Raw genomic sequence first — 19,126 nt, forward strand, 5'->3', positions numbered from 1 at the left:
CGGGCTCAGTCCTTGGCGAGGCGCGTGACGCCGGCGACCCGGTAGGCGTGCGCCTCTTCAAGGGTCTCGTTCTCCAGGAGCGCGGCGGCCAGGGCGTCCAGCCTGTCGCGGTTCTCGCGGAGCTTGTCGCACGCCTCCTGGTAGCACTCGTCCACGATGCGGCGCATCTCGCCGTCGATCGTGTCGAGGGTTTCGGGGGCGGCGGCGAGCCCGTACGCCTGCTGGGCGTCGTTCGGGAGGGCCGACAGGCGGCCGACCTTCTCGCTCATGCCCCAGCGGGCAACCATGCCGCGGGCGATGCTGGTGACCTGTTCCAGGTCGTTCTCCGCCCCGGTCGTGACGACTCCGTAGACGACCTGCTCGGCCGCCATGCCCCCGAGGGCCCCGATGATGCGCCCGCGCAGGTACTCCTCCGTGTACGCGTACTTGTCTGCGTCCGGGGTGGACAGTGTCACGCCCAGGGCCCTGCCGCGCGGCACGATCGTGATCTTGCGGACCGGGTCGGCGCCGGGCTGGAGCATGCCCAGTAGGGCGTGGCCGCTCTCGTGATAGGCGGTGCGGCGGCGCTCCTCGTCGGGCATCACCAGGGGGCGTTCGGCACCGAGTTGGATCTTTTCGAGCGCTTCGGAGAGGTCGGTCCGGGTGACCTGCTCCTGCTTGCGTTTGACGGCGAGGAGCGCGGCTTCGTTGGTGAGGTTGGCGAGATCGGCACCGGTCATGCCCGGTGTCGTACGCGCGACCTGGGCGAGGTCCACGTCGGCGGCGAGCGGGATCTCCCGGGAGTGGATCTTGAGGATGGCCGCGCGGCCGTCGCGGTCGGGCGGCGAGACGTTGACGACGCGGTCGAAGCGGCCGGGCCGGGTGAGTGCGGGGTCGAGGACGTCGGCGCGGTTGGTGGCGGCGATGACGATGACGCCCTCGGAGCCGGTAAAGCCGTCCATCTCCGTGAGGATCTGGTTCAGGGTCTGCTCGCGCTCGTCGTGGCCGCCCATGCCGCTGCCGCCGCCGCGCGCGCGGCCGATGGTGTCGATCTCGTCGATGAAGATGATCGACGGGGCGACCTTGCGGGCCTCGGCGAAGAGTTCCCGGACCCGTGAGGCGCCGACGCCGACGATCATCTCGATGAACTCCGAGGCGGAGGCCGAGAAGAACGGCACTCCGGCCTCGCCCGCGACCGCGCGCGCGAGCAGTGTCTTGCCGGTGCCGGGCGGGCCCGCGAGAAGCACGCCACGTGGCATCTTCGCGCCCATCCTGCGGTACGCGTCGGGGTTCTTGAGGAAGTCGACGACGTCGTTGAGCTCGCCCTCGACCTCGTCGATGCCGGCGACGTCCTCGAAGGTCGTGCGCTTCTTCCCGGGCTCCAGCTCGACCGGTTTGGGCGGCTGTTTGCGTCCGAGCATGCCGCCCGCGCCGCCCATCCCCTGACTCATGCGCCGGGCGATGAAGATCCACAGGAAGACCAGGAGCAGCATCGGGGCGAGGGAGATGAGCAGGTTGGAGAGGAAGCTGCGCTCCTGGACGACCGGTTCGGCCGTCACGGTGACGTCGTGCTTCTCCAGGTTCACCCAGAGGTCGTCATCGGCGAATGAGGGACGCTGCGTCGTGAACTTCGTGTAGTGCTTGCTGCGGCTGTCGCTGTCGTCCGGAGTGGGCTGCTCCTTCTTCAGCTGTCCCTGGATCGCGTCGCCCTTGGCGTAGATCTTGGTGACATTGTCGTCGGCGACCTGTTTGCTGAACTCGGTGTACGAGATCGTGGGCTCGTCGCCCTGGTTGAAGAACGACAGCACCAGGTTGGCGATGAGGTAGACGACCAGGGCCGTGAGGATGAGTCCGCCCCAGCCGCCGGGCATCTTCCGCTTGGGTGTCTGCTGAGGCGGTGGCGGTGGGGCGCCCTCGGAGCGCCAGGGCTGATCGGTCCGATCGCGCGGGGGTACGGGGTTCGCCACGCCTGTTCTCCTCCTGCCGGCTGCCGCCGTCACGCGCCTTCTGGGCCCATGAGCCTTGGGCCCATGACCGCACAGATCCCGACCCCTTGCCAGTATCCAGAATCCTGGTTACTGTCCAGGCTGTGAACGGTTTCGACGATCGCTTTCTTACGCGCAACGGCCTCGCGGCCCGTCAGCTCGCGGTCCTCCTCATGGGCCACGAGCCGGACACGCGGCTCCCGCGCGTGAGGGACTTCGCCCAGGAGCTGGGCTGCGGGAACGGGACCGTGCAGGCCGCCCTGCGCCTTCTCGAGGAGTCGGGCGGCATCGCGACCGCGGCCCGGGGCCACCTGGGGACCTTCCTGGTCCGCTCGGACCGCGCCATACTGTGGCGCCTGTCCGGACTGGGCACCCTGCTGGCCGCAATGCCGCTCCCCTACTCGCGACGCTACGAGGGCCTGGCCACCGGCCTGCGCGCCGCCTTCGAAGAGGCCGGTACGCCTTTTGCCATCACCTTCATGCGAGGCGCGGCCGCCCGTACCGCCGCCCTCCTCGAAGGCAAGGTGGACCTGGTGGTTCTGTCGCGGCTCGCGGCCGACGGACTGGTCGAACAGCACAAGGACCAACTGGCCCTCGTCGCCGACCTGGGACCGGCCACCTATGTAGGCGCCCACGGATTCCTGGTGCGCGACGGGGCATCCCTGGACGCGCCCGGTCTGCGGGTCGCGGTGGACCACGCCTCCGAGGACCAGCGTCTGCTGGCGGAGCGGGCCTTCGCGGGACGCGACGACATCCGATGGGTCGAGTCGTCATACATGCAACTGGGCGATCTCTTCGCACAGAAGCAGGCCGACGCCACCGTCTGGAACCTCGATGAGGTGCAGGGCCTGCTCGGCATGGAGGTGGACGTACTCCCCCTGGGCGACGAGGTCACCCGCGACCTTGCGCTGCGCAACTCCAGTGCGGCGATCATCGGCAGGACCGAGGGCGCCAAGGCGCTGTCCGCGGTGCGCGACGCCCTCGATCTGTCCCAGGTGGCACAACTGCAGTCCGAGGTACTACGAGGCGAGCGCATTCCTTCGTACTGAAGACACGTCATCGCAGCAGGCCACCAGAGTCGGCCGGTCAAGGGAATCGTTCCCTTTGGGGCCACCCCTCGACTCAAAATCCAATATCCCGGTTACTGTCCTGATTGGGAGGTCCCCATGGACGACCAACTAGCCCTCCGCATCCGACTGTTCCGCGAGAGCGGCCAGGTCCGTCCCGAGGTGGCCAGCTTCGTGGCCGCCGAACTCGCGGCACTGGAGGAGGAGGGCCGTCCCGTGACCGAGGAGAGCGCCGGGATGCTGACCAGCCACCTGATGATGGCGCTGACCCGGCTCCTGGACGGCGCCCCGATCGACCAGTTCCTCACGGACGAACAGGTCGCCGCCGAGCTCACGGGCCACCCCGAGGCCGTGGAGCGCGCCCGCCGGGTCTCCGCGCGGGCACGGGCGGAACTCGGGGCGACCCTGCCCGAGTCGGAGATCAACTTCCTGGCCATGCACCTCGCCGTTCTGGCGCAGCAGCCCTCCCACTGAGCCCTGCCGGCCCCACTCGGGCCGACGCGAGCCCCACGAAAGAAGGAACCAGTCATGACGAAGATCCTCACCGGCGGTGTCGGCAAGGTCGAGGTGGCGAACACGGTCAAGGAGTTGGGGCTCGACGGCGTCGAGGTCATCCTCTCCAGCGACATGGACGCCGCGATGAAGCTGCGCGCCGGGCAGGCCGACTACTTCCTGGGCACCTGCCACACCGGCGCGGGAGCCTCCCTGGGCGTCCTCGTCGGACTGATGGGACAGCCCGCCTGCCACACCTTCGGGCGCGGCGTGCCGACCGAGGACGAGGTCAACGCCCTGCTGGCGGACGGCAAAAAGGTGTTCGGCTTCTCCATGGACCAGATCGACCGGATCGCGCCGCTGATCGCCCGGGCGATCGCGGCCCGCTCGTAACCACGTAGGACACCGCCATGCACACCTCCACGGGTACCGTCATCGCCGCCGGCGCGCACCTCGACTTCACGCTCGCGCAGCAGCTCACCGTGATCGCCCTGTGCGCGCTGACCGCGTTCATCTCGCACATGGCCCTGGCCGTCTTCAACGACGGCGTGCGCCCCTTCATGCTCGACTTCATCCAGGGGCGGTCCACCCGCAGCGCCACCACGGCGGTCTCCTTCGGCCTGTCCGCCGGGTTCATCTTCGGCCTGGGCGCGCCGATGGCCCTGTCCACGGGCGTCCTCAACCCGTGGCTGGTGTTCCTGCCCACCGACATCCTCGGCATCCTCGCGCCCAAGAAGTGGCTCGCGCCGATCCTGGGCGGAGCCTGGGGAGCGGTCGTCGTCTTCGGCCTGAACGGCGCCAACAACCTCGCGCACGACCTGCCCGTCGACTTCCTGACCGCGATGCAGCAGATGTCGACGCCGATCCTGTTCCTGTTCACGCTGTTCCCGGTGCTCGCGATCACCAAGCAGTTCGGGCGCAAGTGGGGCGCGATCGCGGGCGTGGCCGAACTGGCGTTGGTCGTCATGACCATGAAGCTGTGGCCCAACGTCTTCGCGGGCGCCATCGCCATGGCCGTCGGCGTCCTGATGCTGATCGCTCTCGCGGTCGTCAAGGACCTCAAGCAGCGCAAGGCGGACCGGGTGGCCGGAGTCGAGGAGATCGCGCTCGCCGACGATCCGATGGCCTCCCTGTTCAGTGTGAGCGCGGCGCGGCTGCGCAGATACGTGCCGCTCTTCATGGTGCTCGGCGCGGGCGTCTGCGTGCTGGCCCAGATGCACATATTCGGCGGCGGCGAGGCCACGAGCTTCCTGATCGCCAAGGGGCAGTACGGAGAAGCGGCCCAGGTCGACTTCTACCGCGTCTTCGGCTTCATCCCGCTGATCGCGACCACGGCCCTGGCTTCCGGCGCGTACGGCATCGCGGGCTTCACCCTGGTCTACCCCATCGGCTATCTGCTGCCGAACCCGTTCCTCGCGGCCGTCGTCGGCGCCCTCGTCTTCGCGGCCGAGGTGCTCGCCCTGTCGTACATCGGCAAGTTCCTCGGCAAGCTCCCGAGTGTGCGCGACTCGTCGGAGCACCTGCGCAGCGCCATCTCCGACACGCTGCAACTGGCGATCCTGTTCGGCTCGCTGATGGCGGCGAACGCGATGGGAGCGGGGCTCGGCATCCTCGTCGTGGGCGGGCTGTACCTGCTCAACGAGGCGATGGGCCGCCCCGTCGTGCGGATGGCGGCGGCGCCCGCGGCCGTGATCGTCGGCGGTATCGCACTCAACGTCCTGTACTGGCTCGACCTGTTCACCCCGGTCAAGGGGTGACCGGCATCGGCGCCGACTCACCAACCCTTTCACGCTCCGTGAAATTCTCCGCAGATTTCGTCACTCTCCGTGGAACTCGGGCGGGGCGCGGGCCGTTGACGAAGTGAGCAGGAGCCGACCGAGGCACCCGCACCAGCCGACCCGCCGGGGCCAGTACGCCGGAAAGGAACACCCCCCACCATGCACATCACCCCTCTCCACACCGTCACGGGACCCCTTTCCCACGAAGCCGTCCGCGGCCCCGCGCTCTCCCATGAGCACCTCGTCCTGGACCTGGACCGCGCGGGCGACGGCAGCGCCGTCCTGGACGCGAAACGGCACGGCCCGGCCGTCACCGGCGAACTCGCGGCCCTGCGAGAGGAGTTCGATCTCTCCCTCGTCATAGAACTGACCTGCCGCGGAATGGGGCGCGACCCGCACGCACTCGCCGCGATCGCGCGGGAGGCGGGGGTCGCGATCATCGCGGCCACCGGCTGGTACTACGAGCCGTTCCACCCACCGGAGCTGGTCTCGGCGGGCGTGGAGGAGCTGGCGGCGACCCTCGTGCGCGAGATCGAGGACGGCTTCGACGCCACCGGCATCCGGCCCGGCGTCCTGGGCGAGGTCGGCAGCCACGGTGACGTGCCGAGCGAACCCGAGACCCGCTCGCTACGCGCCGCCGCTCGGGCCGCCGTCGCCACCGGCCTGTCCGTCGCCACGCACGCGCAGCTGGGACGCGGCGGCCTCGCCCAGCTGGAGCTGCTCACCGCCGAAGGGCTGCCCGCGCACCGTGTCTGCGTGGGGCACCAGGACCTCCTGGACGATCCGGCCGTACACAAGGAGCTGGCGGAAGCAGGCGCATACGTCGCCTTCGACACGGTCGGCAAGGAGAGCTACCAGAGCGACGACACCCGGCTCCGGCTCCTGCTCGGCCTCATCGAAGCGGGCCACGCCGATCGGGCCTTGCTCAGCTGCGACATCTCCCGGCACGGCTACCTGGTGTCGGAGGGCGGTCAGGGCTACGGGCATCTGTTCCGCTCGTTCCTGCCCCGGCTGCGGGCCGCCGGAGTGGATGACGACCTGATCGACCTGATGACGCGGCGCAACCCCGTGCGCTTCCTGACCGGCGCGAGCACGGAGGAGATCTGATCATGCCTTTCCCGAACTCTCCCTCCCTGCCGAACCCGCCCTCTCCGCTGAACCCACCCTCCCCGCCTTCTCCCTCGAACGCTCTGTCGACGTCTCCGCCGCCCTCTCTGCCCACGACATATCCGCTCGCCACCGTCCCCGTCGAGGAGGCCGCGGTGCGGCAGTTCCGGCTCCTGGAATGCACGGCCGCGCACTTCCGGGGTGCCGAGCTGTTCGCCGCCGACGCCGGTGTCGTGCCCGGCCTCGGCAGGCCCAGGACCACGGCCCAGGTGGAGGCCGTGCTCGCCGACTTCTTCGGCGCCGAGGACGCCGCTCTGGTCCAGGGCGCCGGCACGGGCGCCATCCGGGCCGCGCTGAGTGCGGCGGTACGGGCAGGCGATCCGCTGCTCATCCATCGCGCGCCTGTCTACCGCACCACCGACGTCACTTTGCGCGGCCTCGGCGTACGGACCCATGAAGTCGACTTCAACGACGCCGACGCGTTGCACGCCGCTCTCGGCTCCGGCCGCTTCCGCTGGGCGTACGTGCAGCACACGCGCCAGCGGCTCGGGGACTCCTATGACCCGGGTGAGGTGCTGGCCGCGTGCCGCGCGGCCGGAGTACGCACCGTGGTGGACGACAACTACGCGGTGCTGCGGGTCCCTGCGGCGGGTGTCGAACTGGGCGCCGACGCCTCCTGTTTCTCCCTCTTCAAGCTGCACGGTCCGGAAGGCGTGGGTGCCGTGGTGGGTGCCCGTGATCTCGTCGAGCACGTGCACGCCGACAACTACTCGGGGGGCGGTCAGGTCCAGGGCCATCAGGCACTCGACGCGCTGCGTGCGCTCACGCACGTGCCGGTGATGTGGGCGCTGCAGTCGCGGGTCGGCGCCGAGGTCGCCGAGCGTCTCGCGGCCGGTGAGGTGCCTGGCGTCGCCGAGGTACGGGTCGCCAACGCGCAGGACCGCTGTCTGCTGGTGCGGCTCGACCGGCCCGTGGCGCGCGAACTGCCCGCCGTGGCGGCCAGATTCGGGGCGGCGCCCTACCCGGTGGGCTCCAACAGCCGGTACGAGATCGCGCCGCTTTTCTACCGCATGTCGAGTTCCTCCCTCGACGACGCTCCGGAGCTGGCCGACTGGACGGTCCGGATCAACCCGATGCGCGCGGGAGCCGACCTGGTCGTCTCCATCCTGCGCCGCTCGCTCCACGAACTCAGCAAGGACTGACCGACCGTGTTCCTCGACAGTCTGCTCGCCCGCAACCCCGCTCTCATCGACACGGCGACCGATCTCCACGTGAGCGGTGCCATCCCGCCGGACACCTACGTGATGGACCTCGACGCGATCGAGGAGAACGCGGCCCTGCTCGCCGCGGAGGCCGAGCGGCTCGGCCGGACCCTCTGGTTCGTCGTCAAGCAGCTCGGCCGCAACCCTGAGCTGATCAGAGCCATCGCCCGGCACATCCCGAAGTACGCGGCCATCGACCCGCCCGAGGCCCGCACACTGCACGCGGCCGGCGCCCGGGCGGGCAACCTCGGGCATCTGGTCCAGCTCCCGCGGCGTGCCCTCCCCGAGATGCTGGCGTGGCATCCCGAGACGGTGACCGTGTACGACCTGGCGAACGCGCGGGCGGTGTCCGACGCGGCCCGCGCGGCCGGCCTGACACAGGATGTGCTGATCCGCCTCGAAGGGGCGGAGGGCTCCGTCTACCCCGGGCAGGAGGGCGGTGTTCCACTCGCCGGGATCGATGGTTTCGCGGCCTCGGTGGAGCGGCTTCCCGGGGTGCGGATCGCGGGCGTCACGGCGTTCCCGTGCGTGCTGTGCGACCCGGTCACGGGAAGGCCCGCCCCCACACCGAACTTCGGGATCGCCCTCGAAGCACGCAAGGTGCTGGCCGCGCGCGGGCACGAGAACCTGAAACTCAGCGCCCCCAGCGCCACCTCCATGGCCACGCTGCCGCTGCTCGCCGAGCTCGGCGCCACCCACGGCGAGCCCGGCCATTCGCTCACCGGCACCACCCCGCTCCACGCGCGGGACCTCGACCAGCCCGAGAAGCCCGCCTACGTCTACGTCACCGAGGTCGCGCACACCCTCGCCGACGGCCGACCGGCGGTGTTCGGGGGCGGCTTCTACGCGCGTTCCCACATCAGATCGGCGCTGCTCCCCCGCACCGGCCTGCGTCTGCCGGTACAGGAAGCGCCGCCGGAGAACATCGACTACTACCGGCTGCTCGACGCCCCCGAGGCCGGATCGGACGTCCGGCCGGGCGACACGGCGCTACTCGCCTTCCGTACGCAGATCTTCGTGACGCGCTCGACGGTCGCGGTGGTGGGCGGGCTCTCGACAGGGGCGCCCCGCCTGGTCGGGCTGTACGACGCACAAGGGAAGGTCGTCTCATGAGCAGGACCGTGATCGTGGTGGTGGACGGTTTCGGCGTCGGCGCCATGGCGGACGCGGGGGCCCTGCGCCCCGGCGACCTGGCCGCGGACACCTGCGGGCATGTGCTCGACCGGTGCCGGGAGACATTCGGCAGGCCCCTGCGACTGCCGGTGCTCGGCGCGCTCGGTCTCGGACTGGTCCACCCGCACCCCGACCTGGCCCGGCACACGCCTCTGCCGGTGGCGGTGGGGCGGGTCGCGCTCGGCTATCCGGGGGCGGACACGTTCGCGGGGCACCAGACGATGATGGGCGCGGACTTCAGCGGGGTGACAGTGGCCCGGCTCGCCGAGCACCTGGACCAGGTCACCCAGGCACTGACGGACGCGGGCCACAAGGTCGAACTGCTCGACGACAAGCCCTTGTTGGTCGTCGACGCCACGGTCCTCGTCCACGACAACCTGGAGGCGGATCCGGGGATCAACTGGAACGCGTCGGGCCGGCTCGACGACCTGGACTTCGACGGCATCCTGGCCATCGCCCGTACCGTCCGGGCCGTCGCCCCGGTCGCCCGGGTCATCGCGGTGGGCGGGCACGCGGACGGGCCCCTGGACACGTTCGTGCGGGAGGGTGAGGGAGGCACGGTCGGCCTGGACACCCCGGCGACCGGCTTCTACCGCAACAGCGGGCTCCAGGTGCAGCATCTGGGCGCCGCGTCGGACCACACCCGTCAGCTGCCGGACCTGGCGGCGCGGGCCGGTGTCCCGGTGACGCTCGTCGGCAAGGCGGCGGACATCCTGGCCTGCGAGGCGGCGGTGCGAAGGCCCGCCGTGGACACGGCCGAGGTCCTCGCGCACACGCTGGAGGCGGCGCGGGCCGACGGGGACGCGCTGGTCGTGGCGAACGTGCAGGAGTCCGACCTCGCCGGTCACCAGCAGGACGCCGAGCGCTACGGCAGGATCCTGGAGCAGGTCGACGCGGGCCTCGCGGCGCTGCTGTCCCTGCTGTCCGAACCCGGCGACCGGCTGATCGTCACGGGCGATCACGGCAACGACCCGACGATCGGTCACGCCTTCCACACGCGCGAGTACGTCCCGGTGCTGATCCACCGCCCCGAGGCGCCCGGCCCCGAGCTGCTGCCGGACGCGGCGAGCCTGGCCGACGTGGGCGCCACGGCAGCGGCGGCGCTCGGCCTCGACCCGGCCGGCCTGGCCAACGGCACGGAGATACGCGAGGCCTCCACGCGGGCCGCCTGACCACCTCCGCACAGGGGTGAGGGGCGCCCGCACCAGCGAGCGCCCCTCAGAGCCTGTCTTTGAACCCCTTCGCGTACGGAAAGGTCACCGGCCCATGACGTCAGCCCATGAACTTCTTGAACTCGTCGGGCAGTTCGAAGTCCTTGCCACCCTGGTCGGCGCCGGGCAGGCCGAGCGCGCCGCCCGCCTCGGCGGCGGCCGCACGCCGGGCGGCCTCCTCCTGCTCCTGCTGCTTGCGCTTCATCGGGTTGCCGGAGCGCTGCTTGCCCTTGGCCTTCTTCGCCTGCTTCTTCTGCCGCCCTGCACCGCCACCCATCCCGGGGATGCCGGGCATCCCCGGCATGCCGCCGCCCTGGGCCATGCGGGACATCATCTTGCGGGCCTCGAAGAACCGCTCGACCAGGTTCTTGACCGCGCTGACCTCGACACCGGAACCCTTGGCGATACGGGCACGGCGCGAGCCGTTGATGATCGTGGCGTCGGCGCGCTCGGCCGGGGTCATCGACTTGATGATGGCCGCGGTGCGGTCGACGTCACGCTCGTCGAGGTTGGCGATCTGGTCCTTCATCTGGGCCATACCCGGCAGCATGCCGAGCAGCTTGGAGATGGAGCCCATCTTCCTGACCTGCTCCATCTGCGCCAGGAAGTCGTCGAGCGTGAAGTCCTGGCCCTTCTTGGAGGCCAGCTTCGAGGCCATCTTCTCGGCCTCTTGCTGCGAGAAGGTCTGCTCGGCCTTCTCGATCAGCGTGAGCATGTCGCCCATGCCGAGAATGCGGGACGCCATGCGGTCCGGGTGGAACGCGTCGAACTCGTCGAGCTTCTCGCCGTTGGAGGCGAACATGATCTGACGGCCGGTGACGTGCGCGATCGAGAGCGCCGCACCACCGCGCGCGTCGCCGTCGAGCTTCGACAGCACGACACCGTCGAAGCCGACGCCGTCGCGGAACGCCTCGGCGGTGTTGACCGCGTCCTGACCGATCATCGCGTCGACGACGAAGAGGACCTCGTCCGGCGAGACCGCGTCACGGATGTCCGCGGCCTGCTGCATCAGCTCCTGGTCGATGCCCAGACGGCCGGCGGTGTCGACGATGACGACGTCGAAGACCTTGGACTTCGCGTACTCGATGGAGTCCTTGGCGACCTTGACCGGGTCCCCGACCCCGTTCCCCGGCTCGGGGGCGTAGATGCCGACGCCCGCGCGCTCGGCGACGACGCTGAGCTGGTTCACGGCGTTCGGGCGCTGCAGGTCACAGGCGACGAGCAGGGGCGAGTGGCCCTGGGTCTTCAGCCAGTGGCCGAGCTTGCCCGCGAGGGTCGTCTTACCGGCACCCTGCAGACCCGCGAGCATGATCACGGTCGGCGCGGTCTTGGCGAAGCGCAGACGCCGGGTCTCGCCACCGAGGATACCGACGAGCTCCTCGTTGACGATCTTGATGACCTGCTGCGCGGGGTTCAGCGCCTGGGAGACCTCGGCGCCGGCCGCGCGTTCCTTGACCTGCTTGATGAAGGCGCGGACGACCGGCAGGGCCACGTCGGCTTCCAGCAGGGCGATCCGGATCTCGCGCGCCGTGGCGTCGATGTCCGCCTCGCTGAGGCGACCCTTGCCGCGGAGATTCTTGAATGTCGCTGCGAGGCGATCGGAAAGAGTGTCGAACACGGCGGTCGCGAATCCTCGGGTCGGGTAGCTCTACGGACGGGTGGCCTTCCAGGGTATCGGTCGCGGCCGAATGGGTCAGCGCCCCGTCAGGGGCACGAGGAACCGGACGGGCCGCCGGACGCCGCCCGCCCTCTTCGGAGACACCTCGGCCGGCGGCGGCGCGGGGCCCTGGGGGACCGCCCCGAGACCTGCCGCGGCCGCCTCCTTTCAGCCGCCGGAGGGGCTTGTCTGCAGCGCCTTCTCCAGCGACCGCGCCACCGATACCGCTTCCTGGGAGGGCAGGGGCGCCCCCTTGGGTCCGGTGACGTAGAAGGCGTCCACCGCGTTGGCGCCCAGCGTGGAGACGTGGGCGGAGCGCACCCGCACGTCGGAGACCTCCAGCGCACGTCCGATCCTGTGCAGCAACCCGGGGGCGTCCTGGGCCCGTACCTCGATGACGGTCGCCAGCCGGGAGTCCGCCGACGCGACGGTGACCCGGGGCGGCGGCGCCACCACACCGCGGCGGCGCGGGTAGGCCGCGTCCCGTTCGGCGAGCCGCGCCGCGATGTCGAGCGATCCGTCGAGGGCGCGTACGAGATCGGCACGGAGCCGGGCCGCCTGCGGCAGGGAGCCGTACTCGGCGGAGACCCGCCAGTTCAGCAGCAGGACCGAACGGTTGTCCCGGCCGCCGGCAGCCTGCGTCCGGCGCGCTCCCTCGCCCCATTCGTCGGGCAGCGTCAGGGACCGCAGCTCCGCCGTGCGCACGGCCAGCCGGTGCATGGCGAGCACCCCGGCCACCACGGGGAGCACCCCCGACTGGTCCGGCACGGCGATCAGCAGCTCGACACCCAGTGGCTCCGGCTCGACCGCCTCGGAGGCGCCCTCGGACGCGGGCGCCGCCTCGGTCTGTGCGCGCAGCGAGAGCACGGGGCCACCCGTGCGGAACGCCTCGACGGCGAGCCGCTCCTGCTCGGCGGTGGGCTCGACCGCGTCGGGGGCGTCGGGGTCGACGGGTTCGTCGCCGGCGAGCACCGCGGAGACCCGCTTGACCAGGTCGGTCACGAGCGATCCGCGCCACGACGACCACGCGGCGGGGCCAGTGGCGAGCGCGTCCGCCTCGGTCAGCGCGTGCAGCAGTTCCAGCGTCCCCTGCGAGCCGACCGCGTCCGCGACGGCTCGCACGGTCGCCGGGTCCTCCAGGTCGCGCCGGGTGGCGGTCTCGATGAGCAGCAGGTGGTGCCGGACGAGGCAGGCGAGCACCGCGACATCGGCCCGGTCGAAGCCGATCCGCGCGGCGACGTCCCGCGCGATGGTCTCGCCGGCGACCGAGTGGTCGCCCGGCCAGCCCTTGCCGATGTCGTGCAGCAGCGCCGCCACGAGCAGCAGGTCGGGCCGCCCGACACGCCGTGTCAGCTCCGATGCGCGCACCGCGGTCTCGACGAGGTGCCGGTCGACGGTCCAGGTGTGGACGGCGTTGCGCTGCGGGCGGCACCTCACCCGCTCCCAGTCCGGCAGCAGTCGCGTGATCAACCCTTCGGCCTCCAGCGCCTCCCACACCTCGACCGTGGTGCGGCCGGCGCCGAGCAGCGTGACGAGTTGTTCGCGGGCCTCGGCGGGCCAGGGCGTGGGGAGCGGCCGGGCAGCAGCGGCCAGCCGCCGGACCGCGTGCAGCGACAGCGGGAGACCGGCCTGGGCCGCCGCGGCGGCGGCGCGCAGCGGCAGCACCGGGTCCCGCTCGGGCCGGGCCGCGCGCGCGAGTACGACCTCGCCGTCCATCTCGACGACGCCCTCGGCGAGCGGCGACCGCTCCACGGGTGCGGCCTTGCCGCCCAGCATGGCGCGCAGCCGGGGCCGGACGGAGCGGGACTTGAGGACCCGGCCGACCTCGCGCCAGGTCACGTCGCTGGCGTACGACACGGTGCGGGCCGCTTCGTACACCTGCCGCAGCAGTGTGTCGGCGTCCAGCAGACCGAGTTCCTCGGCGACTTGATCCTGTTCCTGGAGGGCGAGCCGGTCGGTCGCGCGGCCGGTCGCCAGGTGCAGGGCGTCGCGCACGTCAAGGAGACGACGGCGGGCGTCGGCGAGGCCTTCGCGCGGCGCGTCGGCCAGCCACGAGGCCGCGACGGCGCGCAGCGCGGTGGCGTCCCGGAGTCCGCCTCGCGCCTCTTTCAGGTCGGGTTCGAGGAGGTACTGCAGCTCGCCCTGGCGGGCGGCGCGCTCCTCGCACAGTTCGCGCAGCTCCGGGAGGCGCTTGGGTGCCTGGTTGCGCCAGTCGGCGAGGACGGCGGTGCGCAGTCCGGCGGTGAGGCCGAGGTCGCCCGCGAGGTGCCGCGCGTCGAGCAGCCCCAACTGCACCTTGAGGTCGTCGCCCGCGGTCTTGCGCGCCTCCGCGGGTGTGCGGACGGAGTGGTCGAGAGCGAGGCCGAGGTCCCAGACCGGGTACCAGATGCGGTCGGCGAGCGCGGCGACGGCAGCGGGATCGGCGGTGCCGTCGTGCAGGAGCAGCAGGTCGAGGTCGCTGCGCGGGGAGAGTTCGCCGCGCCCGTAGCCGCCGACGGCCACCAGCGAGACGCTGGATCCCGGCGCCCCGGCGCCGAACAGATCCGTGAGCCAGTCGTCGGTGAGCTCCGCGAGGGCGGAACGGCGCGGCGGCCCGGACCGCGCCTCCTCGTGCAGGAGGCGCAGCCGGGCCGCCGCGTAGCCGCTGGGTTTGTCGTCCGTCTTCTCGGTCTGTCCGTCGTTCACACTCGTCACCCAGCGACTCCCGTTCGGTCGGTCGAATCGGTTACAGCGCGTCCGGGCCGCGCTCGCCGGTCCGGACGCGCACGGCTGTCTCGACGGGGACCGCCCAGACCTTGCCGTCGCCGATCTTGCCGGTTCGTGCGGCCTTCACGACGACATCGATCAGCTGCTCGGCGTCGTCGTCCTCGACCAGTACCTCGATACGGATCTTGGGCACCAGGTCGACGGTGTACTCCGCCCCACGGTAGACCTCGGTGTGGCCGCGCTGACGGCCGTACCCACTGGCCTCCGTCACGGTCAGGCCCTGGATGCCGAAGGCCTGGAGCGCCTCCTTGATCTCGTCGAGGCGGTGCGGCTTGACGACCGCGGTGATGAGCTTCATGCGTCCACCTTCTTCGTGTCCTGAGCAGCCGTGGCGGCCGGGGCGGGTACGGCCGTGCGGGCCGCGGTGCCACCGCCCGCACCGCTGAAGTCGTACGCGGTCTCGGCGTGCTCGGCCGTGTCGATCCCGGCGACCTCGTCGTCCTCGCTGACCCGCATGCCCATCGTCTTGTCGATGAGGAAGGCGAGGATCGCGGAGGCGACGAGCGAGTAGGCCAGGACGCCGCCGACGCCCGCGCACTGCTTCCACAGCTGGTCGAAGGAGTGGTCGCCGTAGAAGACGCCCGTCGCGTCGGACTGGCCGCCACCGGTGGCGAAGAAGCCGATGAGCAGGGAGCCGGCGATGCCGCCGACCAGGTGGACGCCGACGACGTCGAGCGAGTCGTCGTAGCCGAGCTTGTACTTGAGGCCCACGGCCATGGCGCACAGCACACCGGCGATGGCGCCGACGGCGATCGCGCCGAGCGGCGAGACGGCACCACCGGAGGGGGTGATCGCGACGAGACCGGCGACGGCACCGGAGGCGGCGCCGAGCGAGGTGAACGCGCCGTGGCGCAGCTTCTCGTAGGCGAGCCAGGCGAGCATGGCGGCGGCGGTGGCCACCTGCGTGTTGACGAACATCAGCGCGCCGACGCCGTCGTCGTTGCCGAGCCACGAACCGGCGTTGAACCCGAACCAGCCGAACCACAGCAGACCGGCGCCGAGCATCGTCCAGGGCAGCGAGTGCGGCCGCATCGGGTCCTTCTTGAAGCCGGCGCGCTTCCCGATGACGAGGATCACGCCGAGCGCGGCGGCACCGGCGTTGATGTGCACGGCCGTGCCACCGGCGAAGTCGATGACGCCGAGGTCGAAGGCCCAGCCGCCGGTCCCCCACACCCAGTGCGCGACGGGGAAGTAGACGATGGTGACCCACAGGGTGATGAACAGGGCCCAGGCGGTGAACTTGACGCGGTCCGCGAGGGCGCCGCTGATCAGCGCGGGCGTGATGATGGCGAACATCAGCTGGAAGACGGCGAAGACGTAGACCGGGACGGTGTACCCGTCCCAGAGCTGGGTCAGGCCGATCCCGCTGAGGCCGACGTAGTCACCGTCCCAGCCGATCAGCGACCCCTTGTCGGTGCCGAACGCGAGGGAGAAGCCGTACAGCACCCACAGGATCGTGACGATCCCGAGGCTGATGAAGCTCATCATCAGCATGTTCAGGGTGCTCTTGACGCGGACCATGCCTCCGTAGAAGAAGGCCAGGCCCGGCGTCATGAGCATCACCAGGGCGGAACAGATCAGCATGAAGCCTGTGTTCGCGGCAGAGAGCTTGGGTGCCTCTGCGGCGAGCGTGATGGCGGCTGGTGCCATCGGCGTCTCCTCGTCGTTGGTACGGCCCCGTGCGGGCGAAGCCTGAAGCGGTCATGAGGGGTGGGCCGGTTATGCGCCAGAACATTGGCGCAGCGCGGTTTCCGTGGGTGCCCCTCGATGTTTCGCCGCAGTGACGAAGAGGTCCTGGGTGTTACGCGTACATGAAGTGCCGGTCAGCGGCGGTGCCGATCGTTATGGTGACGCAACCGAACGCCGCTACGACAGACCGGCCGCGGCCCACCGTCCTCGTTGACCTGGCGTAGGGGAGCCGAGTCGGGCTGTTCGGGACGGTCGGCCGCGGCCGGCGTTCGTGGGGTGTCAGACCGCCGCTTCGGCGGTCTCGGGCAGCTGGAGGGCCAGCTGGTCGGTCAGCTGGATGACTTCGGCGACGTCCCCGAAGTCGCGCACCGCGGTGTCCACGGTCTTGCGGATCCGGGTGTTGACCCGCTCGGAGCGGACCTTCCTGGCGATCCCCAGCGCCTGTTCCGCCATGACGGTGGCCTGCTCGGGCTCCTTCTGGATCAGGTGCACCGTGGCCATGCCGATCAGGTTCAGTGCGTACGAACGCTGGTGCTCGACGTCCTTGCCGAACAGCTCGACGGCCTTCCGCATCACCGGCTCGGCCATCGACGCGTAGGTGGGGCTGCGCCCTGCCACGTAGGCGAGGTCGCGGAACGAGTGGCTGTTCTCCCCGTGCAGCTCGGCCTCGGAGAAGAAGCGGATCCAGTCGGGGTCCGGGTCGTCCCAGTCGGCGGCGTCGGAGAAGGTGTCCTCGGCCATGCGCACGGCCCGCTTGCACTTGCCGGGCTGCCCCATGTTCGCGTAGGCGCGGGCCTCCATCGCATACAGCATGGACTGGGTGCGCGGGCCGGCGCAGTCGCGGCTGCCGTACTGGGCGAGGTGGATGAGCTCCAGGGCGTCCTCGGGGCGGCCGAGATGGATCATCTGCCGGCTCATGCTGCTCAGGACATAGGAGCCCAGCGGCTTGTCGCCCGCTTCCTTGGCGGCGTGCAGGGCGAGCACGAAGTACTTCTGCGCGGTGGGCTGCAGGCCCACGTCGTAACTCATCCATCCGGCCAGCTCGGCCAGCTCGGCAGCCACCTTGAACAGGCGCTTCGTCGTGGACTCCGGCTGCGGCTCCTGGAGGAGGTCGGTGACCTCGTGCAGTTGTCCTACGACCGCCTTGCGGCGCAGGCCGCCACCGCACTGGGCGTCCCACTGGCGGAACATGACGGTGGTGGATTCGAGCAGGTCCAACTCCGGCCTGGACAGCCGGCTCCCACGGCGCTGCGCGGCGGACTCGGGCTCGGCCCTGGCCGCCGCGCCGCCGGGCCCCGGTACCAGCCAGCGCTGCATGGGCTCGATGAGGGAGGGGCCCGCGGCGAGCGCCAGCGAGCTGCCGAGGAAGCCGCGGCGGGCCAGCATCAGGTCGCTGCGCGAGAACTCGCCGATCAGCGCGACGGTCTGCGGCCCTGTCCAGGGCAGGTCGACGCCGGATACCGAGGGTGCCTGGTGCGCGGCGCGCAGTCCGAGGTCCTCGACGGCGACCACACAGCCGAACCGCTCGGAGAACAGCTCGCTGAGGATGCGCGGGATCGGCTCGCGCGGGTTCTCCCCGTCGAGCCAGCGCCGCACCCGCGAGGTGTCGGTGGAGATGTGGTTGGCGCCCAACTGCCGGGCCCGGCGGTTCACTTGGCGCGCCAGCTCGCCCTTCGACCAGCCGCTGCGCACGAACCACGAGCCGAGCAGTTCGTTCGGGCGCTTCTCAGCGTTCGTCACGCTTCCGTCGCTGCCGCCCACTGGAACGCCCCCATCCCTCAAGCCATCTCAAAGACACTCAACGCCACGTGTTGTCGGCCACTCTCGTCCGCTAGCCCTATCAGAATGCCGTCAACTACGGGCCCCCGTCCGGCAGTTGTCACTCCTCGAACAGGAAACCGACTTGCCTGCGGCATACCCACGGGTGCACTTACTCCGGGGGGGCCGTGTACTGAAAGTAATCCTACGATCACGCCTCCGGCGAGGGTGAACCTGGAAACGCCACCATTCGCCACCCCTTCGAATGAACTCAGGGGCTCCCACACGCGATTCACTTGACATAGGACATCCGGAAGTACGCGAAACGGTGTGCGCCGGGGCGTGCAATGCCGAGCGCACCACCCCAGTTGCCATTCAGCGCCACCGCCATCGAGCGGTTCGTGCACACTGGGTCACGATCCGATTCCGTCGCGTAACCACCGGCGCGCAGGACCCGTTGGAGGGGGCATGGGCTTCACGATCGGCGGCATTCGCGAAATGCGCTCCGGCTCACGTCGCCGGGGCCGTACGACAGGGCGGGCCTCGGAGTGCACCGCCGTGGCGGAGTTCACCGGACTGTGGGGCTGGGACGTGGTGCCCGGCGCGCGCGCCGCGGGGCCCGAGTGCTCCTGCGGCAAGGCGGAGTGCCCGGCGCCCGGCGCCCACCCCCTCGACCCGGCCGCCGTGGTCCCGGCCGGCGCCACCCTCGACGAAGTGACCGACTCCTGGGGCCGGTTCCCCGGCGCCTCCGTACTGCTTCCGGTCGGCCGCGCCTTCGACATCATCTCCGTCCCGGAACCGGCGGGCCGTCGCGCCCTCGTCCGCCTGGAGCGGATGGGCCTCCCCCTCGGCCCGGTGATCGCCACCCCCGAGGGCCGCGCCCACTTCTTCGTGGCTCCCGGTGCCGCGGCGCAGCTGCCGACGCTGCTCTACCGCACGGGCTGGGACGACGCGACCCTCGACCTGCACGCACTCGGCCCGGGCTCGTACATCACGGCCCCGCCCTCCGACCGCGCGGGCCTCGGACCGGCCACCTGGCTGCGCGCGCCGTCCCTGGACACGGCGACACAGCCACCTCAGGCGCGGCTGCTGCTGGGGACCTTGGCGTATGTCGCGCACAGGTCGTCCTGCGCGGAAGGACCCCGCAAGCGGCGCTACGTCGCGCACGGGTCACCCCGGACATAAGGCCCCGGCAAGCGGTG

The 19,126-nt window shown here is 70.9% G+C and carries 15 protein-coding genes; 9 read left to right on the forward strand and 6 right to left on the reverse strand.

Going from position 1 to position 19,126, the window contains the following annotated elements; translation table 11 throughout:
• Positions 1 to 5: 5 nt before the first annotated feature.
• Positions 6 to 1,946, reverse strand: coding sequence for an ATP-dependent zinc metalloprotease FtsH (gene ftsH / locus ACZ45E_RS15655; protein WP_468221050.1), 1,941 nt, complete (start codon positions 1,944 to 1,946; stop codon positions 6 to 8).
• A gap of 122 nt (positions 1,947 to 2,068) precedes the next feature.
• Here ftsH and yhfZ point away from each other — a divergent pair, with 122 nt between their 5' ends.
• The 8 genes from yhfZ to ACZ45E_RS15695 all read left to right on the forward strand — a co-directional run bounded on the left by yhfZ (position 2,069) and on the right by ACZ45E_RS15695 (position 10,015).
• On the forward strand, positions 2,069 to 3,013 hold the full coding sequence (gene yhfZ, locus ACZ45E_RS15660) for a GntR family transcriptional regulator YhfZ (protein WP_468221053.1): 945 nt from the start codon (positions 2,069 to 2,071) through the stop codon (positions 3,011 to 3,013).
• 117 nt (positions 3,014 to 3,130) lie between these two features.
• The gene (locus ACZ45E_RS15665; RefSeq protein WP_468221055.1) at positions 3,131 to 3,505 is read left to right on the forward strand and encodes a PRD domain-containing protein; all 375 of its coding nucleotides are present in this window, start codon (positions 3,131 to 3,133) and stop codon (positions 3,503 to 3,505) included.
• 54 nt (positions 3,506 to 3,559) lie between these two features.
• A complete protein-coding gene (locus tag ACZ45E_RS15670; protein ID WP_468221057.1) occupies positions 3,560 to 3,916 on the forward strand; it encodes a DUF2620 domain-containing protein in 357 nt (118 codons plus the stop codon).
• Positions 3,917 to 3,933: 17 nt separating this feature from the next.
• Positions 3,934 to 5,280: a YhfT family protein gene (locus ACZ45E_RS15675; RefSeq protein ID WP_468221059.1), complete on the forward strand. Its 1,347-nt coding sequence runs from the start codon at positions 3,934 to 3,936 to the stop codon at positions 5,278 to 5,280.
• A 180-nt stretch (positions 5,281 to 5,460) separates the two neighbouring features.
• Positions 5,461 to 6,408, forward strand: a complete 948-nt coding sequence (locus ACZ45E_RS15680; protein WP_468221061.1) for a phosphotriesterase family protein — start codon at positions 5,461 to 5,463, stop codon at positions 6,406 to 6,408.
• Positions 6,409 to 6,491: 83 nt separating this feature from the next.
• The gene (locus ACZ45E_RS15685; protein ID WP_468221417.1) at positions 6,492 to 7,610 is read left to right on the forward strand and encodes an aminotransferase class V-fold PLP-dependent enzyme; all 1,119 of its coding nucleotides are present in this window, start codon (positions 6,492 to 6,494) and stop codon (positions 7,608 to 7,610) included.
• Positions 7,611 to 7,616: 6 nt separating this feature from the next.
• On the forward strand, positions 7,617 to 8,783 hold the full coding sequence (locus tag ACZ45E_RS15690) for an alanine racemase (RefSeq protein WP_468221063.1): 1,167 nt from the start codon (positions 7,617 to 7,619) through the stop codon (positions 8,781 to 8,783).
• On the forward strand, positions 8,780 to 10,015 hold the full coding sequence (locus ACZ45E_RS15695) for a phosphopentomutase (protein ID WP_468221064.1): 1,236 nt from the start codon (positions 8,780 to 8,782) through the stop codon (positions 10,013 to 10,015). Before ACZ45E_RS15690 ends, ACZ45E_RS15695 begins: the two co-directional genes overlap by 4 nt.
• 100 nt (positions 10,016 to 10,115) lie before the next feature.
• On the opposite strand, the gene ffh is transcribed toward ACZ45E_RS15695, so the two are convergent.
• From ffh to nsdA, 5 genes are all read right to left on the reverse strand, one after another.
• Positions 10,116 to 11,672, reverse strand: a complete 1,557-nt coding sequence (gene ffh, locus ACZ45E_RS15700) for a signal recognition particle protein (protein WP_468221067.1) — start codon at positions 11,670 to 11,672, stop codon at positions 10,116 to 10,118.
• A gap of 207 nt (positions 11,673 to 11,879) precedes the next feature.
• Positions 11,880 to 14,396: a [protein-PII] uridylyltransferase gene (locus ACZ45E_RS15705; RefSeq protein WP_468221420.1), complete on the reverse strand. Its 2,517-nt coding sequence runs from the start codon at positions 14,394 to 14,396 to the stop codon at positions 11,880 to 11,882.
• 40 nt (positions 14,397 to 14,436) lie between these two features.
• Positions 14,437 to 14,775 carry a P-II family nitrogen regulator gene (locus tag ACZ45E_RS15710; RefSeq protein WP_100595057.1) on the reverse strand — a complete coding sequence of 113 codons (339 nt, stop codon included), beginning with the start codon at positions 14,773 to 14,775 and terminating at the stop codon, positions 14,437 to 14,439.
• On the reverse strand, positions 14,772 to 16,127 hold the full coding sequence (locus tag ACZ45E_RS15715) for an ammonium transporter (RefSeq protein ID WP_468221071.1): 1,356 nt from the start codon (positions 16,125 to 16,127) through the stop codon (positions 14,772 to 14,774). The genes ACZ45E_RS15710 and ACZ45E_RS15715 overlap by 4 nt, the downstream gene beginning before the upstream one ends.
• Before the next feature lie 318 nt (positions 16,128 to 16,445).
• On the reverse strand, positions 16,446 to 17,927 hold the full coding sequence (gene nsdA / locus ACZ45E_RS15720; protein ID WP_468221073.1) for a transcriptional repressor NsdA: 1,482 nt from the start codon (positions 17,925 to 17,927) through the stop codon (positions 16,446 to 16,448).
• A gap of 465 nt (positions 17,928 to 18,392) precedes the next feature.
• On the opposite strand from nsdA, the gene ACZ45E_RS15725 reads away from it, so the two are divergent.
• Positions 18,393 to 19,109 carry a bifunctional DNA primase/polymerase gene (locus tag ACZ45E_RS15725; RefSeq protein WP_468221076.1) on the forward strand — a complete coding sequence of 239 codons (717 nt, stop codon included), beginning with the start codon at positions 18,393 to 18,395 and terminating at the stop codon, positions 19,107 to 19,109.
• Positions 19,110 to 19,126: the final 17 nt, after the last annotated feature.

It is taken from the genome of Streptomyces sp. NPDC030991, from assembly GCF_055571235.1.

Excerpts from the sequence above, each read along its gene's own strand:
- ACZ45E_RS15665 (WP_468221055.1), top strand. The coding sequence starts at position 3,131 with ATGGACGACCAACTAGCCCTCCGCATCCGACTGTTCCGCGAGAGCGGC.
- ACZ45E_RS15670 (WP_468221057.1), top strand. The coding sequence starts at position 3,560 with ATGACGAAGATCCTCACCGGCGGTGTCGGCAAGGTCGAGGTGGCGAAC.
- ACZ45E_RS15675 (WP_468221059.1), top strand. The coding sequence starts at position 3,934 with ATGCACACCTCCACGGGTACCGTCATCGCCGCCGGCGCGCACCTCGAC.
- ACZ45E_RS15680 (WP_468221061.1), top strand. The coding sequence starts at position 5,461 with ATGCACATCACCCCTCTCCACACCGTCACGGGACCCCTTTCCCACGAA.
- ACZ45E_RS15695 (WP_468221064.1), top strand. The coding sequence starts at position 8,780 with ATGAGCAGGACCGTGATCGTGGTGGTGGACGGTTTCGGCGTCGGCGCC.
- ACZ45E_RS15710 (WP_100595057.1), bottom strand. The coding sequence starts at position 14,775 with ATGAAGCTCATCACCGCGGTCGTCAAGCCGCACCGCCTCGACGAGATC.
- ACZ45E_RS15715 (WP_468221071.1), bottom strand. The coding sequence starts at position 16,127 with ATGGCACCAGCCGCCATCACGCTCGCCGCAGAGGCACCCAAGCTCTCT.
- ACZ45E_RS15725 (WP_468221076.1), top strand. The coding sequence starts at position 18,393 with ATGGGCTTCACGATCGGCGGCATTCGCGAAATGCGCTCCGGCTCACGT.